The organism is Enterobacter cloacae complex sp. ECNIH7, assembly GCF_002208095.1.
GTDB classification, from domain to species: domain Bacteria; phylum Pseudomonadota; class Gammaproteobacteria; order Enterobacterales; family Enterobacteriaceae; genus Enterobacter; species Enterobacter cloacae_M.
Genome location: NZ_CP017990.1, coordinates 3,128,119 through 3,151,274, shown reverse-complemented (window position 1 = coordinate 3,151,274; position 23,156 = coordinate 3,128,119). Strand labels below are relative to the sequence as shown.

General features: G+C 58.4%; 17 protein-coding genes. 6 read left to right on the top strand and 11 right to left on the bottom strand.

Annotated features, from left to right (window positions below):
• Nucleotides 1-17: 17 nt before the first annotated feature.
• From WM95_RS15560 to WM95_RS15545, 4 genes are read right to left on the bottom strand one after another with little or no spacing between them, the layout of a single operon-like run.
• Entirely contained in the window at nucleotides 18-1,343 is a 1,326-nt protein-coding gene (locus tag WM95_RS15560; protein WP_063409395.1) for a lysine N(6)-hydroxylase/L-ornithine N(5)-oxygenase family protein, read from the bottom strand.
• Complete coding sequence (iucC, locus tag WM95_RS15555) at nucleotides 1,340-3,082, bottom strand: IucA/IucC family protein (RefSeq protein ID WP_074166170.1); 1,743 nt, start codon at nucleotides 3,080-3,082, stop codon at nucleotides 1,340-1,342. Before iucC ends, WM95_RS15560 begins: the two co-directional genes overlap by 4 nt.
• Complete coding sequence (locus WM95_RS15550; RefSeq protein ID WP_063409394.1) at nucleotides 3,079-4,026, bottom strand: GNAT family N-acetyltransferase; 948 nt, start codon at nucleotides 4,024-4,026, stop codon at nucleotides 3,079-3,081. The genes iucC and WM95_RS15550 overlap by 4 nt, the downstream gene beginning before the upstream one ends.
• Nucleotides 4,026-5,768 carry an IucA/IucC family protein gene (locus tag WM95_RS15545; protein ID WP_088544850.1) on the bottom strand — a complete coding sequence of 581 codons (1,743 nt, stop codon included), beginning with the start codon at nucleotides 5,766-5,768 and terminating at the stop codon, nucleotides 4,026-4,028. Before WM95_RS15545 ends, WM95_RS15550 begins: the two co-directional genes overlap by 1 nt.
• 138 nt (nucleotides 5,769-5,906) lie before the next feature.
• Here WM95_RS15545 and WM95_RS15540 point away from each other — a divergent pair, with 138 nt between their 5' ends.
• A complete protein-coding gene (locus WM95_RS15540) occupies nucleotides 5,907-7,118 on the top strand; it encodes an MFS transporter (RefSeq protein WP_047741642.1) in 1,212 nt (403 codons plus the stop codon).
• Here the strand turns inward: WM95_RS15540 and mtfA are convergent.
• Nucleotides 7,115-7,912 (bottom strand): DgsA anti-repressor MtfA, encoded by a 798-nt coding sequence (gene mtfA, locus WM95_RS15535; RefSeq protein ID WP_023312333.1) that lies wholly within the window; start codon nucleotides 7,910-7,912, stop codon nucleotides 7,115-7,117. The genes WM95_RS15540 and mtfA overlap by 4 nt on opposite strands.
• Before the next feature lie 215 nt (nucleotides 7,913-8,127).
• On the opposite strand from mtfA, the gene WM95_RS15530 reads away from it, so the two are divergent.
• The 3 genes from WM95_RS15530 to WM95_RS15520 all read left to right on the top strand — a co-directional run bounded on the left by WM95_RS15530 (nucleotide 8,128) and on the right by WM95_RS15520 (nucleotide 10,792).
• A complete protein-coding gene (locus WM95_RS15530) occupies nucleotides 8,128-8,274 on the top strand; it encodes a DUF2256 domain-containing protein (RefSeq protein WP_074166169.1) in 147 nt (48 codons plus the stop codon).
• The gene (locus WM95_RS15525; protein ID WP_088544849.1) at nucleotides 8,271-9,800 is read left to right on the top strand and encodes a cryptochrome/photolyase family protein; all 1,530 of its coding nucleotides are present in this window, start codon (nucleotides 8,271-8,273) and stop codon (nucleotides 9,798-9,800) included. Before WM95_RS15530 ends, WM95_RS15525 begins: the two co-directional genes overlap by 4 nt.
• 92 nt (nucleotides 9,801-9,892) lie before the next feature.
• Entirely contained in the window at nucleotides 9,893-10,792 is a 900-nt protein-coding gene (locus WM95_RS15520; RefSeq protein ID WP_023312331.1) for a LysR family transcriptional regulator, read from the top strand.
• Here WM95_RS15520 and WM95_RS15515 read toward each other — a convergent pair.
• The 4 genes from WM95_RS15515 to WM95_RS15500 all read right to left on the bottom strand — a co-directional run bounded on the left by WM95_RS15515 (nucleotide 10,767) and on the right by WM95_RS15500 (nucleotide 16,359).
• On the bottom strand, nucleotides 10,767-11,555 hold the full coding sequence (locus tag WM95_RS15515) for a substrate-binding domain-containing protein (protein WP_063409391.1): 789 nt from the start codon (nucleotides 11,553-11,555) through the stop codon (nucleotides 10,767-10,769). The two genes, WM95_RS15520 and WM95_RS15515, sit on opposite strands and share 26 nt — an antisense overlap.
• A complete protein-coding gene (locus WM95_RS15510; RefSeq protein ID WP_045356692.1) occupies nucleotides 11,552-12,865 on the bottom strand; it encodes an MFS transporter in 1,314 nt (437 codons plus the stop codon). Before WM95_RS15510 ends, WM95_RS15515 begins: the two co-directional genes overlap by 4 nt.
• 282 nt (nucleotides 12,866-13,147) lie before the next feature.
• Nucleotides 13,148-14,797, bottom strand: a complete 1,650-nt coding sequence (fumA, locus tag WM95_RS15505) for a class I fumarate hydratase FumA (protein ID WP_045356690.1) — start codon at nucleotides 14,795-14,797, stop codon at nucleotides 13,148-13,150.
• 53 nt (nucleotides 14,798-14,850) lie between these two features.
• Nucleotides 14,851-16,359, bottom strand: coding sequence for an anion permease (locus tag WM95_RS15500; protein ID WP_219811192.1), 1,509 nt, complete (start codon nucleotides 16,357-16,359; stop codon nucleotides 14,851-14,853).
• Between the two features lie 604 nt (nucleotides 16,360-16,963).
• Here WM95_RS15500 and WM95_RS15495 point away from each other — a divergent pair.
• Nucleotides 16,964-19,744 carry a flavocytochrome c gene (locus WM95_RS15495; RefSeq protein ID WP_045356684.1) on the top strand — a complete coding sequence of 927 codons (2,781 nt, stop codon included), beginning with the start codon at nucleotides 16,964-16,966 and terminating at the stop codon, nucleotides 19,742-19,744.
• Between the two features lie 94 nt (nucleotides 19,745-19,838).
• A complete protein-coding gene (locus WM95_RS15490) occupies nucleotides 19,839-20,801 on the top strand; it encodes an FAD:protein FMN transferase (RefSeq protein WP_063409390.1) in 963 nt (320 codons plus the stop codon).
• Here the strand turns inward: WM95_RS15490 and dcuR are convergent.
• Nucleotides 20,782-21,501: a two-component system response regulator DcuR gene (gene dcuR / locus WM95_RS15485; RefSeq protein WP_023312324.1), complete on the bottom strand. Its 720-nt coding sequence runs from the start codon at nucleotides 21,499-21,501 to the stop codon at nucleotides 20,782-20,784. The genes WM95_RS15490 and dcuR overlap by 20 nt on opposite strands.
• Nucleotides 21,498-23,114 carry a sensor histidine kinase gene (locus WM95_RS15480; protein WP_045403177.1) on the bottom strand — a complete coding sequence of 539 codons (1,617 nt, stop codon included), beginning with the start codon at nucleotides 23,112-23,114 and terminating at the stop codon, nucleotides 21,498-21,500. The genes dcuR and WM95_RS15480 overlap by 4 nt, the downstream gene beginning before the upstream one ends.
• Nucleotides 23,115-23,156 lie beyond the last annotated feature (42 nt).

Genomic DNA, 23,156 nt, shown 5'->3' with positions numbered 1-23,156 from the left:
GATCCTGATTGTGTGTGTCAGTACTCGGTGGTTTTTGCTAATGATTTAAAAACCGGGCTGCTGTCCGGGCTGGTGGTGGTGCGCCAGTGGATAACGCCGGGTGTGGTGGCCAGCTCAAACGGCTCGTCCGCGTGTGCGCGATTAAGAATTCGCGCCGCGCGCCAGGCCATCAGGCTGAGCTGGGGTTCGGCAATGCCGAGACGGTGCATCCCGGCGTTCACGGCGAACAGGCGGTTGCTCTGCGGACCGTCCCATTCGAGAGTGAAATCATTGTTAATGCAGAAGGCTTCGTCCGTGTCCAGATGCAGGCGGTGAGACAGCGGCGCGAGGAACGCGGGCTGCACGGCGCGGTAGCCGGTGGCGAAAATCACCACGTCGCTATCCAGCTGCTCGCGGCCGCCGTCGAGGTGATGCTGAATGCTCAGGCGATGTCTGTTTTCCTGGCGCGTCAGGGCCGTCACCGAGCGGGACGGCATCAGGTGCGCCCAGGGTTTTTCACGCAGCACTTCGAAGCGGTGGTACATGGCGCGGTAAATCGCCAGCAGGGACTCGGTGGTGATGCCGTCGGATGTCATCTTCTGCTCGTGCAGCATCTGACGTCGGGCCTCTTCGCCCAGCGTAGAGAAGCTGTCCACGTACTCCGGCGTGAAATACTCGTTGGCAAAGGCGGCTTCATCCAGCGCGTTGTAGTTATTGCGGCGCGATACCCAGTTCAGGCTCAGCGGCTGGCCCCATTCGCCGCGGAAGATATTCAGGAACAGGTCGGCCCCGCTCTGGCCGCCGCCGACGACGGTGACGCGCTTGCCGGTGAGATCCGGCGTGCGCAGCATCATCTCGCTGGCGTGGAAACAGGTATCGTCCTGCGTCGTAACGCAGTCAGGCAGGTTGATCTGTTTGCCAATCCCCACGCAGACGTGGCGCGCCAGGAAGCGGTCGCGCTGGGTCACCACCTCAAACAGGCCGCTTTTCTCATCAAAGCTCACCTGCTGGACCTGCTGGCTGAAGGACAGATTGGTTAGGTTTTCCGCCGCCCAGCACAGGTAGTCCGCAAACTCTTCGCGGGAGACGGTGCGCTGCTCGGTAGTCAGGAAGCGATAGAACTTTTTGCGCTGCACCAGGTAGTTCAGGAAGCTGTGGCGGTTGGTCGGCTCCACGGCGCTGACCAGATCCTTCAGGAAGCTGGTTTGCATGTGGCAGTCCGGCACCATCATTCCCGGGTGCCAGGAGAAGTGCGGTTTACGCTCGAGGAACAGCGAGCTAAAGCCGTCCAGCTCTTCGGCCAGAGCGGCGATGCTAAGGTTAAACGGGCCAATACCAATGCCGATGAAATCATAGGTTTTCATTGCGCTGACTCCCGGGAGGCGAGAAAAAGAGGGTTATCAAGGTCGGTGACGTAGTTCGGCAGCATGCGGCTGCCGCCGTCGTGTTCGGAGAAGGTCAGTTTGACCGGGTTGAGGATCACGCGAATAATCTGCGGCTTGAAGAGATCGAATTTGGCGAAGCGCTCTGCCAGATCCGGGTGCGCCGCCATATAACCCCGTAATACCCCGGCCAGAATCTGGTAGAAGCGCGTTTCGCTCACGCCGCATTGCAGGGTGAGGCGCGAGATAAAGCGCAGCACCGTAACAAAGTTGCCGGTTTGCAGGTCGTGAATGATGTAATCCGCGCTCAGGCGCGCCGTGACGGCCTTCACCTGCTCCGGCAGGCTCTGGGCCTGCGGGAAATCCTCATCCACCAGGCGCATATCGCCCTGGAAATCCTTCAGCAGGATGCGCTGCGGGACGTAATCCTTCATCACCAGCGTCACGTTCTGGCCGTGGGCGATCAGCGCCACGCCGTAGCGGCAGAGCAGGTGATAGAACGGGATCACCGTTGCCTCAAACAGCTTTTCCAGCCATTCGTCGGCGCTTAGCCCCGAGCGTTTAATCCACGCGTCGATCAGCGGGCGCCCGGCATTGTCGGTTTCCATCAGCGCTGCCATCAGCACCGCCTGTTCACCGTCTTCTAAATAACAGGACGGATTCTCGCGCCAGATCACCCCCAGCATCTCCTGATAGCGGTAGGGCGCTTTCGGCAATGCGGCATAGCCCGGATGCGACAGATAGCCGGCAGCGGGTTCGCCAAGCACCTGCGCACCGGAGCGGATCAGCGTGGCGTCGGTGGAAAACTGCTGCTGAAGCCAGCGCGAGGCCAGCGGCCCGGCGGCAATGTATTTGCCCGGGATGCCGCGATAGCAGGAGGTGTTGTAGATGGTCAGCGGAAGCTTGATGTCATACGGCGCGCGACGGCTGGCGTTGGTGAGCGTGCGCAGGGACTGCTGTGCAAGATACTCGTCGCCAAATTCGCCCAGCTCAATCATCTCTCCGCGCGCCAGCTGGGCCAGGAAATGAACGGCGATCTTCTGCTGCCACTGCCACGGGTGCAGCGGCAGTGGCAGCCAGCCGTCGTTGAGACCCAGCGCCTGCCAGCGGGCGTCAAAGCGGGCGCGCTCGGCGTTGTCCATGGCGCTCGCCAGCAGAGCGTTGATCTCGCAATCGGCGTCGCTGCTCCAGACCAGATGCTCGCGCTGAACGGCGACCCAGTGCAGGCGAAAACGTCCGCGATACTCGGGCGCGTACTGACGCAGCGCGTCCAGGCCCCAGCCGCGGCGACCTTTGTTGAAAATAAACTTCGGGTGACCGCTCATCAGACACTGTAATTCGTCCGGGTCGAGGTGGATCAGCGCGTCCGCGTCCAGCGCTTCACGCGCCTGCAGCAGCTGCATGTCGCCGCGCAGCGTGGCGTAGAGATCTTCCATATGCTCTGCCGTTTGCGCGTCGCTCATCTCCAGCACCGTCGCCAGCTGCAGCAGCGCGCGTTCCGCTTCGACGGCTTCGCCGCTGGCGGCGATCAGGCTGTCCGGGTCGATATGCAGCCAGCCCCAGATCCCGCGCGCGGCGCGAAACTGCCAGGACTCGGTGCCCATAGTGATGCGCCAGCCGTCCGACGAAACCGGCTCAGCGCGCAGGGTGCGTTCGTACTCCAGCTCGGCGAGGATCTTCGCCACCATCTCGCGGTTCACTTTCTGCCAGAGCGCGTTCACAGTTCCACCTCGCTGAAGAAGCGGTGGCGCTGGCTCATGATGAGGCGCGAGCGCTTGTGCGGGAAGTCGAACTCTTTCACCGTCTCGAAACCGGCGGAGGCCAGATGGCGGAACAGGCGCTGGTTGTCAAAGCGCGGCTCGGCTACGATGCGCGCGGTGCGCGGTTCATCGAGATACAGATAGTGGCTCAGGCCGCGCAGCCAGCTGCGGATGTACTGCGCGCCGCGCCAGTTCTCTTCGCCCACCAGCATGTGCAGGCCGCGGTCAAACGGCTGCCAGCGGTAGTGGCGGCCAATGCGGTCTTCCGCCGCCCAGTAGAGCTCAAAATAGCCGAACGGCTGGTCATCGAAGCAGCCGATAACCGGGTAGCAGTAGGTCGAGTCAAGCTGACGGCGCAGGTAGCTTTCCTGCTCCGCCTGCGGGCCCGCCATCTCCCAGAAGGCGTTCACGCGCGGGTTATTCATCCATTGGGTAAAGCGCTCGCCGTCCAGCGCCACGTCGACCACGCGGAAGCTGAGGGTGCGCTTAATTTGCGGATCGTAGCGACGGTACACTTCGCGCTGCGGGCGGTGAGGACGCAGCGGGAAATACAGCTGACGGCTCTCATCAAACTGCATCCCGCCGCTGGCCTGCGGCCGTTCGCCTTTCAGCCACAGCGGCAGCTGCCAGAAGGTTTCGCGTGCCAGATAGTCCCCGTGGGCCAGGCTAAACAGAGCCTGCGCCTGGGGGGCATCCTGCCAGGTCGCCCAGGGCAGGGTAATGCCGGTCAGCGCGGGTGCGGCAACAAACAGCTGATCCAGGGCTTCGACCAGCCAGCCGTCCGGGAGCCCATTCAGACGCTCCAGCACCGCGCTGCCGTCGAGACCCAACGTCAGCGGCAGCGCGCGATCCGTTGCGGTGCAGCGAAAGCCGTAGCCGGAATGGACGATATTCGCGATTGCCATTACGCCTTCTCCTTGTAAAACGGGTTGCTAAAGTCGAAATAGATCACCGCCGGATCGGCGATGGTGTTTTCATTGCGATCGTGCAGGTAGCAGAAGAAGTTGCCTTTGCAGTTCCAGGTCGGGCTGTCGAGCACGTAGTCGAGGCATCGGGTCTGCTTCGCCGTGCGGCGCAGTTCGGCCAGCGCGTCGCGCACGCGTGACATCAGGTTCTCCTCGCTGTCGAAACCGGCGGCGGCGAGGGCGGCGGTGACGGCAAGGGTAGAGTTCAGCAGCAGGTAATAAGGGAAGTAGCGCAGCAGCTGGCTCTCACCGAAGCGGTTTTCCACCTCCGTTTCGCCCGCTGAATTCAGCCAGGCGTCGGCCCCTTCGGTCCACGCGCTGCCCTGGCAGTCGCGGTAGATCAGCCCGACGGGGAAATCCTGCTGCATCTCAACGAGGATATTTTGCTGGTGCGCCAGCAGGACCAGACCGTAGTCCGCCTCGGCGCTGAACAGCGGGAGCAACACGCGGTCGCAATAGGCGTCCAGCCAGCAGCGGGCGGCCTGGGCGAGCGGTAAATCCAGACGCTGGCTCAGACGGCGCACCGCGGAAGCCAGCAGGCTGTCGCCGCCGTCCGGCGCGGCCTGGGTCAGGCTCACCAGCACGTTGGTCTGGGTGTCTGGCGTATCGAACAGCAGATTGACGCGCAGGGCCATCAGGCTCTCTTCCTGAATAACGCCGCTTTCGTCACGCAGCCCCGCCCAGCCGTCCTCCTGCATCACGCGCATGGTCGGGTAGCGTGCCTGTAAATCTTGCCAGCGTTCCGTTTTCGCCAGGCGCGCCAGGCGCATTCCGCGCTTAACCTCTTTGACCGACAGCGTGCGCACGGAGTTGGTCAGGCGCACGCTGAGGGAGAACTTAATCATGTCGCTGTTGGTTTCGCTGTACAGCGAGCGGGAGGAGCTGGTAGGCAGCCACTGCGCGCCCGCTTCGCCCAGATCCTGCAATGAACCGTTTTCCGCCAGACGCTGACACCAGTCCTGCTCCAGCAGATAGTCGGCCTGCCATGGATGCATCGGCAGCAGCCAGCGGGTGTCGGTGAAGTGGCCGAGCAGCTCAGGCGCGCTCTGGGCCGCGAAGCGCAGCAGACGCTCGCGCAGGGAGACGTTCAGGCTGTCGCCGGCAACGAGCGTGCTCTCAACGGCAAACCAGCGCAGCGGGAAGCGGGAGGCGAAATCGGGCAGATAGCGACGCGCCTCGGTTTCGTTGAACGGCTCGTGCGACTTCGGTGCAGGGTGAAACGCGTGGCCGACCAGCAGCGCCTGTTCCGCGTCGGCAAACGTCAGCGGCTTATCGCGCAGGTTTGCCCAGCTGTTGCGCAGATCGATCGCCTGCCAGGTGTGCGCATGGCTTTCCAGAACGCGCTGCTTAAAACGCGCCAGCGTATCGGCATCCAGCGAGCCTTTAACTGATGGTTTTTCAAGAATTAAATCAACCAGTTGGTCAAATGTGACGGCGTCACCGTCATCACTGTTGCTCTGAATAAGCGTTGCCGGGAAACGGTACTGATGATGCTGGGTGGGAGAGAAATAGCGTACCGGAACCCGAAGCGCCTGGGTTTGGGACAGCGGGATATGAATGTTCGGTAACGCATCCGCAGCGGTAGCGGGGAGATAGCGCCAGTCCTTCGTTTCGCGCAACAGGGCGTTTAAAAAACACTGGGCTGCAACGTCTGTACCGGCAGAGCGGGGCAGAGCACGCATAGATGTACCTCATTCCATGATTGATAATAATTCTCGTTATGATATTCATTCTGTTTACAGTCGCAACCATTTTTGCAATATTTGTTTTCATAAACTTCATGATTTCCACACATTTATTGACACTATGTTCACATTCTCATGCGCGCTGACTCAGAAACATTGACCGAAAACGTCACCTCAAAAGCCAACTGGCCCCTGGCGTTATGTGCGGGTTTATTAGGTATCGGGCAAAACGGTCTGCTGGTGATGCTCCCGCAGCTGGTGACCCTGACCGGGTTGTCGCTCTCCGTCTGGGCCGGGCTGTTGATGTTCGGATCCATGCTCTTTTTACCGGCCTCGCCCTGGTGGGGGCGCCAGAGCGAGCGGCGGGGGTGTAAGGCTGTGATGCTGGCCTCGCTGAGCGGCTATCTGGCCAGTTTCGCCGTCATGGCGCTGGTGGTCTGGGCGATGGCGGCCGGAAGGCTGGATACCGTCTGGGGACTGGCGGGACTGATTCTTTCGCGTCTGCTTTACGGACTGACGGTGTCGGGGCTGGTGCCTGCGGCCCAGACGTGGGCTATTCAGCGTGCGGGGCTGGAGAAAAGAATGGCGGCGCTGGCGACGATAAGCTCCGGCCTCAGCTGCGGACGTCTGCTCGGCCCGCCGCTGGCGGCGCTAATGCTCAGCGTCAGCCCGGTGGCGCCGCTCTGGCTAATGGCGATCGCGCCGTTAATCGCGCTGCTGCTGGTGCTTCGCGAAGCCGCAGACCCGCCGCTGCCGCCGGTGGCGCACCAGGCGACCCGCCTGCAGGCCTCGATGCTGCCGTTCCTGCTGCTGGCGCTGCTGCTGGCGGCGCTGGTGAGCCTGATGCAGCTTGGCCTGTCACCGCATCTTAGCCCCTTGCTGGAGGGCAACGCCCGGGAGATCAGCCATCATGTTGCGCTTCTGCTGAGCCTGGCCGCGCTGGCCACGCTCGCGGCGCAGTTTCTGGTGGTCCGCCCGCAGCATTTCACCCCGGTGACGTTGCTCTGCATCGCGGCGGTGCTGATGGTGGCCGGGCTTGGGCTGATGACCGTCGCGGGTTTAACGCTGTTCTACGTGGGGATTGTTATCACGTCACTCGGGGCGGCGATGGCCACGCCGGGCTACCAGCTTCTGCTGAACGACAGGCTGACCACCGGGAAAGGGGCGGGCGTCATCGCCACCAGCCACACGTTAGGCTACGGCGTCAGCGCGCTGCTGGTGCCCGTGGTGACGCGCTTTTACGGCGAGCAGTCTTTGACGGTGGCCGCGTGGGGAATGGCAGTGCTGTTTTTAGCGTTGAGCATAGGGGTACGCTCAACCGAGCGGACCCCTTCTGAAAAGCCTTAATGGATCTGGCGGGAGGAATGGCCGCCAGACTCCTCATTTTGCCGCAGACGCTGGAGCGGATCCTGCTGATAAAACTGGCAGAAACGCTGCCACAGTGCCGGGAAACGGGGCGCGAAGAGCTCGGGCGCGCTAAAGAAATATTCCGACAGCACCGCAAAGCACTCGGCCGGGTCGGTTGCCGCATAGGCGTCAATGCTGGCCGCGCTTTCGCCCACCAGGTCTATTTCATCCTGAATGTTATCCATCGCCGCGTGCAGATCGTGCTCCCAGCCCGCCACCTCGCGAAGCGGGATCAGCGGTACTCCGCTGGCGCGATCGCCGTTGCGGGTATCGAGCTTATGCGCCACTTCATGGATAACCAGATTAAAACCGGACGCATCGAACGAGTCCTGAATGTCGAGCCAGTTCAGGATAATCGGCCCCTGCTGCCAGCTTTGTCCGGACTGCACCACGCGCTGGTTGTGCACCAGCCCGATATCGTCCTGCCATTCGTCATCCACCACGAACGGCGCGGGATAGATAAGCACCTCGTGGAAACCGTCCAGCCACTCAATGCCGAGCTCAAGCACCGGCAGGCAGAAAAGCAGGGCGATACGCGCGTTTTTCAGGGGATCGAGTTCGAAACCCTGCAGTGGAACCAGACGTTTTTGCTGTAAAAAACGATCCGCCAGCTGAACCAGTTTCGCTTGTTCATCCGGCTTAAGATTAGCCAGAACAGGGATCGTCAGCGCGTCATCCCATGGTAGCGCCATATCCCGGCCAGCTTCATTCGTTTTCCAGGGCCACTTTATCATCGCTTTGCTCGCAAACTCTTCACTTGAACAAAAATGGGAAAGTCAGGTTTGGTTAAGATGCCAGAAAATCGCTCACTGCGACAATTCCAGCCTGAATAAACTATCATTCGTACGTAGCGGTGGGTAGCGGTTTACGGGCATCACCTTCATTTTGTGAAGTCTGTCGTAGCCTTAACCCACAGGTTCAGTGAAGAAATCAGTACGGTATTGAAAAGATGAGCGATTTCAAAGGTAACAAGCAGAGCCTGCCCAGCCGTGAGTGCGCGCACTGCCAGCGGCCTATGACGTGGCGCAAGAAATGGGCGAAATGCTGGGATGAGGTCAAATACTGTTCCGAGCGCTGTCGCAGGAGCCACCGTTGACCGAACTGCGCCTGATCCTCGGCGATCAGCTTAATCCGCACCACAGCTGGTTTGATGCCTGCAATCCAAATGTCATTTACGTGATGCTGGAGCTGCGGGCAGAAACCGCGTACGTGCTTCATCACGCTCAGAAAGTGATCGCCATTTTTGCGGCCATGCGCGCGTTTGCCACTGCGTTAAAGGAGAAGGGGCATCGGGTGAGGTATGTCCGGCTCTCTGACGACTCAAACCGCGGCGCGCTGGAAGACAATCTCAACGCGCTGGTCGCGCATTACGGCGCCGACAGGGTGATATGGCAGGAGCCCGACGAATGGCGCCTGGATACGCAGCTCCAGGCGTGGGCGAAAGCGGCGTCCGTCGAAACGGCCTGCGTCAGCAGCGAGCATTTCTTCACTACCCGTGAACAGGTGAGCGCGTTCTTTGCGACGCGCAAAAGCTGGCGAATGGAGTACTTTTACCGGGAAATGCGTCGTCAGCACGGCGTACTGTTGACTTCTGAAGGCGAGCCGGAAGGGGGGAAATGGAATTATGATGCCGAAAACCGCAAACGCTGGTCCGGCGAGCCGCCCGCACCGGAGGATTCGCGTCCGCGCCACGATTATTCAGCCTTATGGGCGGAGATCCAGCGCTGCGGCGTAAAGACCTTCGGCGAACCGCAGGCCGGGAATTTTCGCTGGCCGCTCAACCGTTCGGAAGCCAAAGCCAGGCTGGATGAATTTATCGCTCACGTGCTCCCCCAGTTCGGCGCCTGGCAGGACGCGATGAACGCTGAGGAACCTTTTCTTTTCCACTCGTTAATTTCATTCGCGCTGAACACCAAAATGCTTAATCCGCGGGAAGTGGTGGCTGCCGCCCAGCAGGCATGGCGTTCGGGCCATGCGCCGCTGCCTGCCGTTGAAGGGTTTATCCGACAAATTCTCGGCTGGCGGGAGTACGTGCGTGGGATCTACTGGTCGCAGATGCCGGGCTATCGGGAGCTGAATGCCTTAGACCAGCACGCCCCGCTGCCGGACTGGTTCTGGACCGGCAGGACGCAGATGCGCTGCCTGGCGCATGCCGTTGGACAGTCGCTCACCGAGGCTTACGCCCACCATATCCAGCGCCTGATGGTCATCGGGAACTTTAGCCTGCTCAGCGGCCTGTCGCCGCAGGCGGTTCATGAATGGTATCTGGGGGTCTACATTGATGCCTTTGAATGGGTAGAGCTGCCCAATACCCTCGGGATGAGCCAGTTTGGCGATGGCGGATTGCTGGCCAGTAAGCCCTACGTTTCGAGCGCGTCGTACATTCACAAGATGAGTAATTACTGTCAGGGGTGCCGGTATCAGCACACCCAGCGTACCGGAGAGCTGGCGTGCCCCTTCAATGCCCTTTACTGGGATTTCTTTGCGCGCAACCAGGCGCGTCTGGGTAACAATCCCCGCCTGGGCATCGTCTTTAAACAGCTTGTGGACATGAAGGAAGAGGAGCGGCAGGCCATTGCCGATCGCGCCGGGTATGTTCGCCTGCATCTCAACGAGCTCTGACGTATTTCAACACCGCGCCGGTTGCGGTGGGTCAATAAGACGCTATTATTTTTGACTTTGCTGCGTATTCCCCGACAGGACATCCAGACGCTATGCCCGTGAATTTTGACCTTAACGATCTTTATGCTTTCAGAGCGTTAGTGGAATACGGTAACTTCCGTGTCGCCGCTGAATCTATCTGCTTATCCCAGTCGGCGCTGAGCCGCAGGATTGAAAAACTGGAAGCCGCGCTGGGAAACCGGCTGTTCGATCGTACCACCCGCCGCGTGGCCTTAACGTTATACGGGCAAAACTTTGCTGAACGCTCCGCGCAGCTGCTCGACAACGTTGAGTCAATGCTGGCGGATGTCGATAAGGTCAGCGAAGAGCGGACGGGGCTGATCACGGTTGCCACGGTACCGTCCGCGGCCTGTTACTTTATGCCCGATGTGATCCGTCGTTTTCAGTCTCGCTATCCGCGCGTTCGCATTAAGCTCATCGACAGCAGCGCGGGGAATGTGATTGACGCCGTGGCCCGAAGCCAGGCGGATTTTGGTATCAGCTTCGCAGGAAACCTGCCGTCTGACATCGAATTTTTCCCGCTGGTGGAGGATGTTTATGTTGCGGCGTGCCGAAAGGATCACCCGCTGGCGCAGAAGAGTCATCTGACGTGGCAGGCCTTTTACCAGCAGGATTATATCTCCCTCGATAAAACGTCAGGTAACCGTAACCTGCTCGATCGGATGCTGGGGGATATCGTTCCCGAACGCCCCAGCGTCTGCGAAACGCGCCACGTTACCACGATGCTCGGTATGGTAGAGGCGGGGATCGGCATTGCTGCCGTTCCCGCCATGTCGATGCCGACGTCAGAGCACACGCTGCTGACGCATCTGCCGCTGGTGGCGCCGGAAGTGAAACGCACCGTGGGGCTTATCCGGCGCCGGGGGCGCATCCAGTCCTACATTGCGGCTGAACTGGAAAAACAGATCACCGAGCAGTATCGCCGGACGTAACGGGTATCATCCCCGTCTCCTTGATGACGGCCCTTGAGGGCGGTGAGGCGAGATAGGTCAGCAGCGCTTTCCCCTCCGCGGGATATTCTGCGTGACGGGTGACCGCACCCGCGAAGCGCGTGATGTACTGCAGATTATCCGGGATTTTCCCGATAAAGGTGACGCCCTGAACCGGCAGCAGCTCGCTCACCTGCTGGAAACCGACGGCGTATTTTCCTTTCGCCACTTCTGAGGCGACCGGGATACGCTCGACCATTGTCGCTTTATCCGCCACTTCCTTTTCAATCCCCAGCTTTTTGAACAACGTCTGGCTGACGTACCTGCCGCTGGCGCTGTCAGAGTAGGCGATGGAGCTGGCCTGCAGCAGCGTTTTACGCAGAGCCGCCTCGCTGCTGATATCAGGGACATCCGCCCCTTTTTTCACCACCATGCCAACGGGGGAGTCCGCGAGTTCCGTTCGCGAACCCGGCTGGGTCTGGCCGGCTTTTTCGAGCTTCTCCAGCGCATCGCCCACCATAATCACCACGTCGGCTTTCTCGCCGCGCGCCAGTCGGTTTGGGATCGCCTGCGGCGTAGCGCCCATTGAGGGTCCGGGGATAATCACGATTTTATCCCCGGTCCGGCGTTCATAGTCCGGGGCCAGCTTTTCCAGGGCGGCCTTGAAGCCGCCTGAAATCATGACCTTCACGTCCTGGGCACAGGCATTAACGCTCAGAAGCGCCAGCACCAGCGCGCTGGCGGTAAAGCGATAGGTGCGTTTCATACTGCCCCCTGTGACTTGACGGTGTTTTGCAGCGATACCGCGCGGCGGCGGTAGAGGTAGAGCGTGGCCAGCAGGGCACACACGGCGGCGAAACTCATCCAGTAGCCAGGCGAGGCTTTGTCACCGGTGTATTCAATCAGCGCGGTGGACATGACCGGGGTAAAGCCGCCAAAGACCGCCGTTGCCAGGCTGTAAGCCAGAGAGAACCCCGCCACGCGCACTTCAGCAGGCATAATCTCCGTCAGGGCCGGGATCATCGCGCCGTTGTACAGGCCGTAGAGGAAGGAGAGCCACAGCAGCACGATCAGCATCATGGAGAAGCTGGGCGCGCTCGCCAGCAGCGTCAGGGCAGGGTAGCTGGTCGCCAGCGCAAGCAGGGCCATGGCAATCAGTACCGGCTTGCGCCCGAAGCGATCCGACAGCGCGCCGCCCACCGGCAGCCAGATGAAGTTAGAAATCGCCACCAGGAGCGTGACCAGCAGACTGTCCGAGGCGCTGAGCATCAGCACCTTTTTGCCAAAGGTGGGGGCGTAGACGGTGATCAGGTAGAACGCGGTGGTGGTCATCGCCACCATCAGCATGCCTGCGACCACCACCTGCCAGTTGCCGAGCAGCGTTTTAAAGACCTGACGCATCTCCAGATGCTGGCGGCGCGCGCTGAACTCTTCCGTCTCCTCCAGCTTGCGGCGCAGGAAAAAGATAAACGGCACGATTAAGCAGCCGAACAGGAACGGGATGCGCCAGCCCCATTCGCGAATGGCGCTCTCCTCCATCAGGGCATTCAGGGCAAAGCCCATCGCCGCAGCGACCATAATGGCGACCTGCTGGCTACCGGACTGCCAGCTGGTGTAAAACCCTTTGCGCCCCGGCGTGGCGATTTCAGCCAGATAAACCGAGACGCCTCCAAGCTCCGCACCGGCGGAAAAGCCCTGCAGCAGACGGCCCGTCAGCACCAGCAGCGGCGCCCACAGACCGATGCTTTGATAAGAGGGGATAAGCACGATCAGGAACGTCCCCGCCGCCATGATGGAAAGCGTGACGATTAGCCCCTTTCTGCGCCCCACCTTGTCGATATATGCGCCAAGCACGATGGCGCCTATTGGACGCATCAAAAAGCCCGCGCCGAAGACGGCGAAGGTCATCATCAGCGACGCAAATTCACTGCTTGCCGGGAAGAACGTGTGGGCGATGTAGGTGGCATAGAAGCCGAAAAGAAAGAAATCGAACTGCTCAAGAAAGTTGCCGGACGTCACGCGAAGTATGGCGCCCGCTTTCGAGCGTACGGTTGCAGGTGAGGTTGAGGAAAACATGGTTATCTCCAGTTTATTGTTGACGTTTTACGCGTCTGTTTTTGAAAACTGGATCAGGATGAGGAAATAGATAAGCGCAAATGCCGCATCGGCTGATGCACTTTTTGCATGAATAGCCTTCGCGGGATAAATACAATTAATGACAACAATAACTTAACAATTAATTGATTTTTTATTCACCACGTTTTGCTAAGTGGCTGATATCACGGTTTTGTGACATGACGCAGGCGCATTTCTTTCTGCGACTGCCGGGCAGCGTTGCGCCACCCGGCCTGTCTCAACCTAGCGCTGTGAACAACCCGCGCACTGTTTGTTCTGGATCTGCTGGAAGAAATCGTTGCCTTTGTCATCCACCAGGATAAACGCCGGGAAGTTCTCGACTTCAATTTTCCAGATGGCTTCCATTCCCAGCTCCGGATATGCGACGCATTCCAGGCTCTTAATGCTGTTTTGCGCCAGCACCGCCGCCGGGCCGCCAATGCTGCCCAGGTAGAATCCGCCGTGCTTATGGCAGGCGTCGGTTACCTGCTGGCTGCGGTTGCCTTTCGCCAGCATGATCATGCTCGCGCCGTGGGATTGCAGTAAGTCCACATACGAGTCCATACGGCCAGCCGTGGTCGGGCCGAGTGAGCCGGACGCGTAGCCTTCCGGCGTTTTGGCCGGGCCTGCGTAGTAAATCGGATGATCTTTAACGTACTGCGGCAGTTCTTCACCGTTGTCGAGCAGCTCTTTCAGCTTCGCGTGGGCAATATCGCGCGCCACGATGATGGTACCGTTCAGCGACAGGCGGGTAGAGACCGGGTGCGCGGAAAGCTGCGCCAGGATCTCATTCATCGGCTTGTCCAGATTGATGCTCACCACGTCGCCTTCGCCCTGCTGGCGCAGTGATTCAGGAATATACTGGCCCGGGTTGTGTTCCAGCTTCTCAATCCAGATCCCGTCGCGGTTGATCTTCGCTTTAATGTTGCGGTCTGCGGAGCAGGAGACGCCCATGCCGATTGGGCAGGAGGCGCCGTGGCGCGGCAGGCGGATCACGCGGATATCGTGGGCGAAGTATTTACCGCCGAACTGCGCGCCGAGGCCGAGGTTCTGCGCTTCCTGGAGCAGTTCCTGTTCGAGCTGAACATCGCGGAACGCCTGGCCGTGTTCATTACCTTCCGTCGGCAGCGCGTCGTAGTAGCGCGTGGAAGCGAGCTTCACGGTTTTCAGCGTGGCTTCCGCTGACGTACCGCCAATCACAAACGCGATATGGTAAGGCGGACAGGCCGCAGTGCCCAGGGTACGCATCTTCTCAACCAGGTAGTTTTTCAGCTTCGCCGGGGTGATCAGCGCTTTGGTTTCCTGATAGAGGTAGGTTTTGTTGGCAGAACCGCCGCCTTTTGCCATGCACAGGAATTTGTATTCGTCCCCGTCCACGCTGTAGAGATCGATCTGCGCGGGCAGGTTGGTGCCGGTATTCACCTCTTTATACATGTCCAGCGCCGCATTTTGCGAGTAGCGCAGGTTATCTTCAATGTAGGTGTTATACACGCCCTGGCTCAGCGCGGCTTCGTCACCGCCGCCGGTCCAGACGCGCTGGCCTTTTTTACCCATGATGATCGCGGTGCCGGTATCCTGGCAGGTTGGCAGTACGCCTTTTGCGGCAATTTCAGAGTTACGCAGGAACTGCAGGGCAACGTATTTGTCGTTCTGGCTGGCTTCCGGGTCGTTGAGAATGGCGGCAACCTGCTTCTGATGGGAAGGACGCAGCATAAACGCGGCATCGTGGAAGGCCTGCTGCGCCAGCAGGGTCAGGGCTTCCGGCTCCACTTTCAGCACTTCCTGACCGTCGAATTCGGCAACGGAGACGTGCTCTTTGGTCAGCAGGTAGTATTCGGTGTCGTCATGGGAAAGAGGGAAGGGGTTCTGATAAAAAAACGGTTTATTCGACATAGTATTGCTCCACAAAAATAAAACCGCCGGAGGAAACGTCCGGCGGTCAGGAATCAAAACATCATGGACATCCACGGATAACCAATCAGCAGCAGGGTCGCCAGGAAGATGGCACCGAAGATGGTGCCGAGGCGCCAGTAGTCTTTGGTTGGCAGGTAGCCGCTACCGTAGTAAATCGGGCTTGGGCCAGTACCGTATGGGGTGATGATCCCCATCACGCCCAGCGAAGTCACCATCAGCAGAACGAACACTTCCATATTCATGCCAGGGATGGTGGAGGCGATGGTCAGCATCGCTGGCAGCAGCGCCGTGGTGTGCGCGGTGGTGCTGGCAAACAGGTAGTGCAGCAGGTAGAACGCCAGCAGCAGAACGATGGTCGCCACGCCCGGAGAGATACCGCTCATCAGCAGACCGCCTTCTTTACCTAACCAGCTGATAAAGCCGGTAGAGGAGAGGCCATCCGCCAGCGCAACCAGGGTGGCGAACCAGACGAAGGTGTTCCATGCGGCCTTGTTACCAGTGATATCGTTCCACTCCAGCACGCCGGTCCACAGCATCAGACCGACGATGAGCAGGGCCGCCATGGCAGGCTCAATCCACGCGGCGGCGAAGATCCACATCAGCAGAGCACAGCACACGAACACCAGCAGCAGAATTTCGTTGCGGGACAGTTTGCCCAGTTTTTCCAGCTCGCGGGTCGCCCACAGCGGCACTTCGTTATTCACTTTGACTTCTGGCGGGTAGAACCAGTAGGCCAGCAGCGGCATGGTCAGAATCAGCAGGATACCCAGCGGCAGGAAGGCGAGGAACCAGGTGCCCCAGGAGATATCAATCCCAACCGTACTTTTCACCAGCGCCAGGGCCAGCAGGTTTGGCGCGAGGGCGGAGAGGAACATTGAGCTGGTGATACAGGCGGCGGTGATCGCCACCCACATCAGGTATGAACCAATCTTACGCGCGCTTGGGTCATTCGGTTTTGAACCGTACAGCGGCGGCAGGTTAGCGATAATCGGGTAGATGGTCCCGCCGCTGCGCGCGGTGTTGGACGGGGTGAACGGTGCCAGCAGCAGGTCCGCAAACGTAATGGCGTAACCGAGCGTCAGGCTGCGACGGCCGAGGTACTTCACCAGAATGAGCGCCAGACGGCGGCCGAAGAGGGTTTTGTCATAGCCTGCGGCGAACATAAAGGCACCGAAAATCAGCCAGACGGTAGAGTTACCAAACCCGCTCACCGCCCATTTAAAGGAGGCGCCCGCCAGTTTGAATTTCGGGTCAGCCAGCTGATCGGGGCTGAACAGCACCCACTGGCTGCACAGGGCGATGGCGACCACGCCGGTCAGGCCGATCACCGCACCCGGCAGCGGTTCGAAGATCAGACCGACGATCACGCCGACAAAGATGGCGAAGTAGTGCCATGCGTAAGGCGGCAAGCCTTCAGGAACGGGAACAAACAGCAGCAGTACGGCGACGATGACGGGTAGCGCCATCATCAGCAATCGTTTTGCGTTTCCATTTGATGCCTGATTCGCCACAGGGGGCGTTACAGCAGTTTTTGTATTCATAGTTTCACGTCTTAAGTTGTCAAAAATTCGGTCACAATGAAAAAGCACTTTATTTAGTTTCTTTGCTTTTTTTAGTTATTAAAGGTGCTTTCTTGTATTTTCAGTAATAGCGATTTAACGCGTTTTCGTGTGCGCTAAATTAAAAAATGATGATGTTTTTATATTGCGCTTTTGAATGCCATAACTATTGATCGCGATCAAAAAAATAGAATTGCAGCGTTATTTTTATGCTTTTATTAATAACCACTCTGGCGTATGTGGTTATTGCCTGTTTTTGGCATATTTTTTATCATTTTTTTAACAGGTAAGATTGTTGTGTGTTTTTATCGCATTGTTTTTATTGATCTTAAATATGTTTTGGTGAATTGGTTTTACCATTAATCATTTAACGAATTTTAAATTATTGTGAATGGCTGAATTACAATCGCTAACACCAATGTGTTATTTGTGTTATCGAAGGGATTAAATAGTTTTTTAACTAACGTAATAACTTTAGAAACTAAAAAAATCATTATATTAATATCATGACATCGGCAAATAACGACGAAATAAAAAATCAATCCGATAACGAATTCTTAATTTTTAAAAGTTTGGAGTTTCTATTATGAGCACTAACGAACGCATTCTTAGCCCTTTCACATTACCGAATGGTACTGAACTGAAAAACCGTTTGTTAATGGCCCCTATGACAACCTGTACCGGCTATTTTGACGGCACCGTCACCAGCGAGCTGGTGGAGTACTATCGTGCCCGTTCCGGCAGCATTGGCACCATCATTGTGGAATGCTGCTTCGTCGACGATCTCGGTCTCGCCTTCCCGGGTGCCATCGGTATTGATAATGACGAGAAAATCGCCGGGCTGGCGAAAATCGCAGAGGCCATTAAATCCAAAGGATCTAAGGCGCTGCTGCAAATCTACCACGGCGGCCGCATGGTCGACCCAAAACTGATTGGTGGCCGCACCCCGGTTGGCCCGAGCGCCGTAGCCGCGCCGCGTGAAGGTGCCGCAACGCCGGTAGCCCTGACCGCAGAAGAAGTGGAAGGCATGATCGGCAAATTTGGTGAGGCCGTGCGCCGCGCCATCCAGGCCGGTTTCGACGGCGTGGAAATCCACGGGGCGAACACCTATCTGATTCAGCAGTTCTACTCACCGAATTCAAACCAGCGCGATGACGAGTGGGGCGGCAGCCGCGATAACCGCGCGAAGTTCCCGCTGGCCGTGCTGGACATTACCCACAAAATGGTGCGCCAGTACGCGGACGACGCGTTTATTATTGGCTACCGCTTCTCCCCTGAAGAGATGGAAGTCCCGGGCATCCGCTTTGACGACACCATGTACCTGCTGGAAAAACTGGCGGCGCGCGGCGTGGACTATCTGCACTTCTCCGTCGGCGCGACCCTGCGTCCTTCCATTGTTGACACTCAGGATCCAACTCCGCTTATCGAAAAATACTGCGCGATGCGTTCTGAAACGCTGGCGCAGGTTCCGGTCATGGGCGTGGGCGGCGTGGTGAATGCTTCCGATGTGAATGAAGCGCTGGATCACGGTTACGACCTGATTGCCGTTGGCCGCGCCACCATCGCTTATCCGGACTGGACAGACCGCATTGCGGCCGGGGAAAGCCTGGAGCTGTTTATGGACAGCACCAAACGCGAAGAGCTCAGCATTCCTGAACCGCTGTGGCGCTTCTCGCTGGTAGAAGCGATGATCCGCGACATGAGCATGGGCGAATCCAAATTCAAACCGGGTACCTTTGCTGAGAAAGTGCAGGATGACGCTAACGAACTGGTGATTAACGTCAGTCTGGAAACCGACCGCATTGCGGACATTGAGCTGGCCTCCGGCCCGAGCGAAGACGTTGAGTTTGTGACCAGCTTTGAAGAGATCCGTACCCGCATTCTGGATGCCAACACCCCGCACGTGGATGCTATCACCGGCGCAACCAGCCAGAGTGAAGCGGTGAAGAAAGCGGTCTCTAAAGCGATGCTGAAATCCAGCAAAGCGCTGGCCGCGGAAGAGGGCGTCGACCCGAACGAAACCCGCAGCGTGGACGTGGTCGTTGTCGGCAGCGGCGGCGCCGGTCTGGCGGCAGCGATCCAGGCTCACGACGAAGGCGCGAGCGTGCTGATTGTCGAGAAAATGCCGACCATCGGCGGGAACACCATTAAAGCCTCTGCCGGTATGAACGCCGCCGAAACCCGCTTCCAGCGCGTGAAGGGCATTCAGGACAGCAAGGAGCTGTTCTATCAGGAAAGCCTGAAAGGCGGCGGCAACAAGAACAACCCGGAACTGCTGCGTCGCTTCGTCGAAAACGCGCCGCAGGCAATTGAGTGGCTGGCAACGCGCGGCATCATGCTGAACGACATCACCACCACCGGCGGGATGAGCATCGACCGTACTCACCGTCCAAAAGACGGTTCTGCGGTGGGCGGCTACCTGATCAGCGGCCTGGTGCGTAACGTCAACAAACGCAACATCGAGGTGATGCTGGATACCTCCGTCAGCGACATCATCTTCGAGAACGGCGAAGTGACCGGCGTACGTCTGACCACCGAAGAGAACGAAACCGTCACCGTGGCAACCAAAAGCGTGATTGTTGCCACCGGCGGCTTCAGCGCCAACAGCCAGATGGTGGTGAAATATCGTCCGGATCTGGAAGGGTTCGTCACCACCAACCACAAAGGGGCAACCGGCGGCGGCATCGCGCTGCTGGAGCGCATCGGGGCGGGTACCGTGGATATGGGCGAAATTCAAATTCACCCAACCGTTGAGCAAAACACCTCGTACCTGATTTCCGAATCCATTCGCGGCGGCGGGGCGATTCTGGTCAATCAGAAAGGGGAGCGCTTCTACAACGAAATGTCGACCCGCGATAAGGTCTCGGCGTCAATCATCGCGCTGCCGGAGAAATACGCATACATCGTCTTTGACGAGCACGTACGTGCCAAAAACAAAGCCGCGGATGAGTACATCGCAAAAGGTTTCGTGACCAGCGCCAGCTCGCCAAAAGCCCTGGCAGAAGCGCTGGGTATGGATTACCACGCTTTCCTCGCGACGCTGGAACGTTACAACGGCTTCGTTGAAAAACAGCATGATGACGATTTTGGTCGTACCACCGCGCTGCGTGCGCCTATCAACGAAGGGCCATTCTACGCCATTCAGATTGCGCCGGGCGTGCACCACACCATGGGCGGCGTGACCATCAACACCGAAACCTGCGTGCTGGACAGCAACCACAACGTGCTGCCAGGCGCGTTTGCGGCCGGTGAAGTGGTCGGCGGGATCCACGGCGGTAACCGTATCGGCGGTAACGCAGTGGCAGATATCATTATTTTTGGTACGCTTGCAGGACATCAGGCGGCTATGCGTTCGAAAAAGCAGTAAGGCCCCTGTGTTGTAGGCCGGATACGCCCAGTGCTATCCGGCATTTTCCCCGGCGGCGCGGTGCCTGCCGGGGCTACATCTGAGGACTCCAGTCATGCCTGATGACCATCGCGTTTACAGCTACTCCGCCGTCCTGATGGGCTCACCCATTCTCCTGAAACTCTTCTCCCACGATGAAGCCCTCGCGTCCCGCGTGTTTCGCCTGATCAAACAGTACGAAGATCTGCTCACCGTTAACCGCGCGCACTCGCAGGTGATGGACATTAACCATGCGGCTGGTCAGCATCCGGTTACCGTCAGCCGGCCGGTGTTTGAGCTGATCCGCTGTGCAAAAGCGGCAAGCCTGTTCAGGGACAGCGCCTTTAACCTGGCGATAGGTCCGCTGGTGAAGCGCTGGAAAATTGGCTTTCAGGGGGACAGCGTTCCGCCGGCGGAGGAAATCGCGTCGCTGCTGGCGATAACCCGTCCTGAAGATGTCCTTCTTGATGAGGCCAGCAGCAGCGTGTTTCTGACCAGAGCGGGGATGGAGATCGATCTGGGGGCCATTGCCAAAGGCTATATCGCCGACAGGGTGCGTGATTACCTGCATAAAGAGGGCGCTGAGCTGGGGCTGATCAACCTCGGTGGAAACATTCAGACGTTAGGCTCGCCGGAAGGGAGCTGGAGCGTGGGGCTGAAAAAACCGTTCGCCGGTGACGCGCTGATCGGCACGATGACCGTAGAGAACCTGTCCGTCGTGACGTCTGGAACCTACGAGCGCTACTTTGAGCAAAACGGCAAGCGCTATCACCATATTCTCGATCCGCGCACCGGGTATCCGCTGGACAACGAGCTGGACAGCGTGACGATTGTTTCGAAAGACTCTATCGACGGCGATATCTGGACCACGCTGATGTACGGCATGGGGGTAGAGAAGGGCTGCGCTGTGCTGCGCTCTCGTCCTGATATCGAAGCGATTTTTGTGACCAAAACAAAAGAAGTGGTGATCTCATCGATGCACCACTTCCGTTTTACCCTGCTGGATAATGACTACCGCGTTACTGACAGTATTGCTTGAGCAGGCCGGTCTGCTCCGGCTGGAGACGATAGCGATACACCGGACGCCCGGTGGCACCATAATGAATGCTGGTGAACAGAATGTTGATTTGCGCGAGCCAAATCAGGTATTTACGGCAGGATACGCGGGAGATATTGACGGCGTTAGCCAGGTCATCGGTAGAAAATTCCGTCTCCGGGTGAGCGTCAATCCACTGGCAAATCGTGCGCAGCGTTTGCGGCGTTAACCCCTTCGGCAGCTTTTTACTGTCCGCCAGTTCCGGCGCCCCACCGTGGATCAGCCGGTCGACGTCGGCCTGCTCATAATACTGGTGCGAACCCATCAGGCTGTGCTTTGCCTTCCAGCCGTTCAGCGCCTCTTCAAAGCGCGGGAACTGGAACGGCTTGATCAGATAATCCACCACCCCGTAATGGATAGAGGTCTGGATCGTGGCGGCGTCGGCAGCCGACGAGATCATAATCACATCGATTGGGCGCCCGGATGCGCGAATAACGGGCAGCAGATCCAGCCCGTTATCCTGCTGCATATAGACATCCAGCAGCACCAGATCGACAGGGTGCCCGGGGTTATTAATGATGGCCTCGGCCTGGTTTAGCGTGGAGGCGACGCCGCAGCAGCTAAAACCTTCAACACGGTTGACATACAGACGGTTGAGGTCGGCTACCATGGCGTCATCATCGACAATTAATACATTTATCACGCGATATTCCTCTCGCTATCCCAGGGGATGTGAACAAAAAATTGGGTAAAAACGCCGGGCTCAGACTCGACGGTGATATCACCGCCGAGGTTCTGGATTTGCTGGCGCGCAAGGAACAGCCCAACGCCGCGGTTTTCACCTTTTGTTGAGAAGCCCTTTGTAAAAATAGCCTCCAGCTGAGCGGGATCAATGCCGGGGCCATCGTCGCTCACTTCGCAGCTGAGCCAGCCGTTCTGATAATGCAGCAGCAGGCCGATCTCACCTTCCTGCTGTCCTTCCATCGCGTCGAGCGCGTTTTCAATGAGGTTACCCAGCACGGTGATCAGCACCGCGACCTGCTCTTCGCTCGCGGTATCCGGTATCTGGCATTCATCCGCCAGCGTCAGGGTGACGCCCGCTTCTTTCGCCCGATTGATTTTACCCAGCAGGAATCCGGCAATAACCGGGGATTTTACCTTGCTCTGTATCGTACCGATATCCGTCTGGTAATTATGTGCCGTCTGGATGATGTACTCTTCCAGCTTGTCGTAGCGCTTCATGTGCAGCAGGCCCAGGATCACATGCAGTTTATTCATAAACTCGTGCGTATGGCTGCGCAGGGCATCGACGTAGTTAACCATGCCATCAATACGCTGCATCAGCTGGCTGATTTCCGTTTTATCACGGAAGGTGGTGATGGCGCCGATCACCCGATCCTGGCTTTTAACGGGCACCATATTGCACAGCAATAGACGCCCGTTACAGCTGATCTCCTGATCCTGGCGCGCGGCGCCCGTCTTTGATACTTCGCGCAGGCTGGCCAGCAGGGGGGCGCTGGCGTTTTCGGTCTGCTTGCCGGAAGGGAGAAGCAATATTTCTCTGGCGGTCTGGTTGATCATCGTCACGCGCCCGTGAATATCGACGGCCAGCACCCCCTCGCGAAGCGACTGCAGCATCGCCTGACGCTGTTCGAACAAGGCGGAAATTTCGTAAGGTTCGAGCCCGAACAGGATGCGTTTCAGGACCCGCACCAGACCCCAAATCGCCATGGAGCTCATAAATATACTGAACAAAATGGTCCAGACGGCGTTTAGACGCCCGCGGGCAATCTGATCTTCCACTTTTTTGAGGGAGATACCGACCACCACGACGCCGATCTGGTCGTGCTGGCTGTCGTAAACGGGGGTGAAGACGCGAAGCGCTTCGGCGAGGGCGCCACGGTTTACGGAGACATTCTCTTTACCTTCCAGCGCAGGTTCCAGGTCGTTGCCAATAAAGTGCAGGCCGATGAGGGCTTCGTTCGGGTGCGAATAGCGAATTCCCCGCATGTCGGTCACCACGGTGAGCAGCAGATCGTTGCGTTGGGTGACGGCTTTGGCGATGGGCTGAATGATGTCCGCCTGGGGTGGCTGCATCAGGCCGCGCTGGATCTCCGGGCTGTTGGCCAGCGTTCTGGCGATACCCAGAGCCGTATCTTTAACATCATCGCGGGTCGCCCGGGTGATTTGCACGGAGTAGAGCGCAAAAACCACCAGCAGCACAGAGGCAATAATCGCGCACACCATCAGCGTGACCAGGGTGTTCAGCTTCATGGGGCGCTTGCGCGTCGTAAGGAAAGGCTGCAAATCGCTCATCAACACTCCGCGATAATTAAGAAAGGGGTAATTATCGCCGAT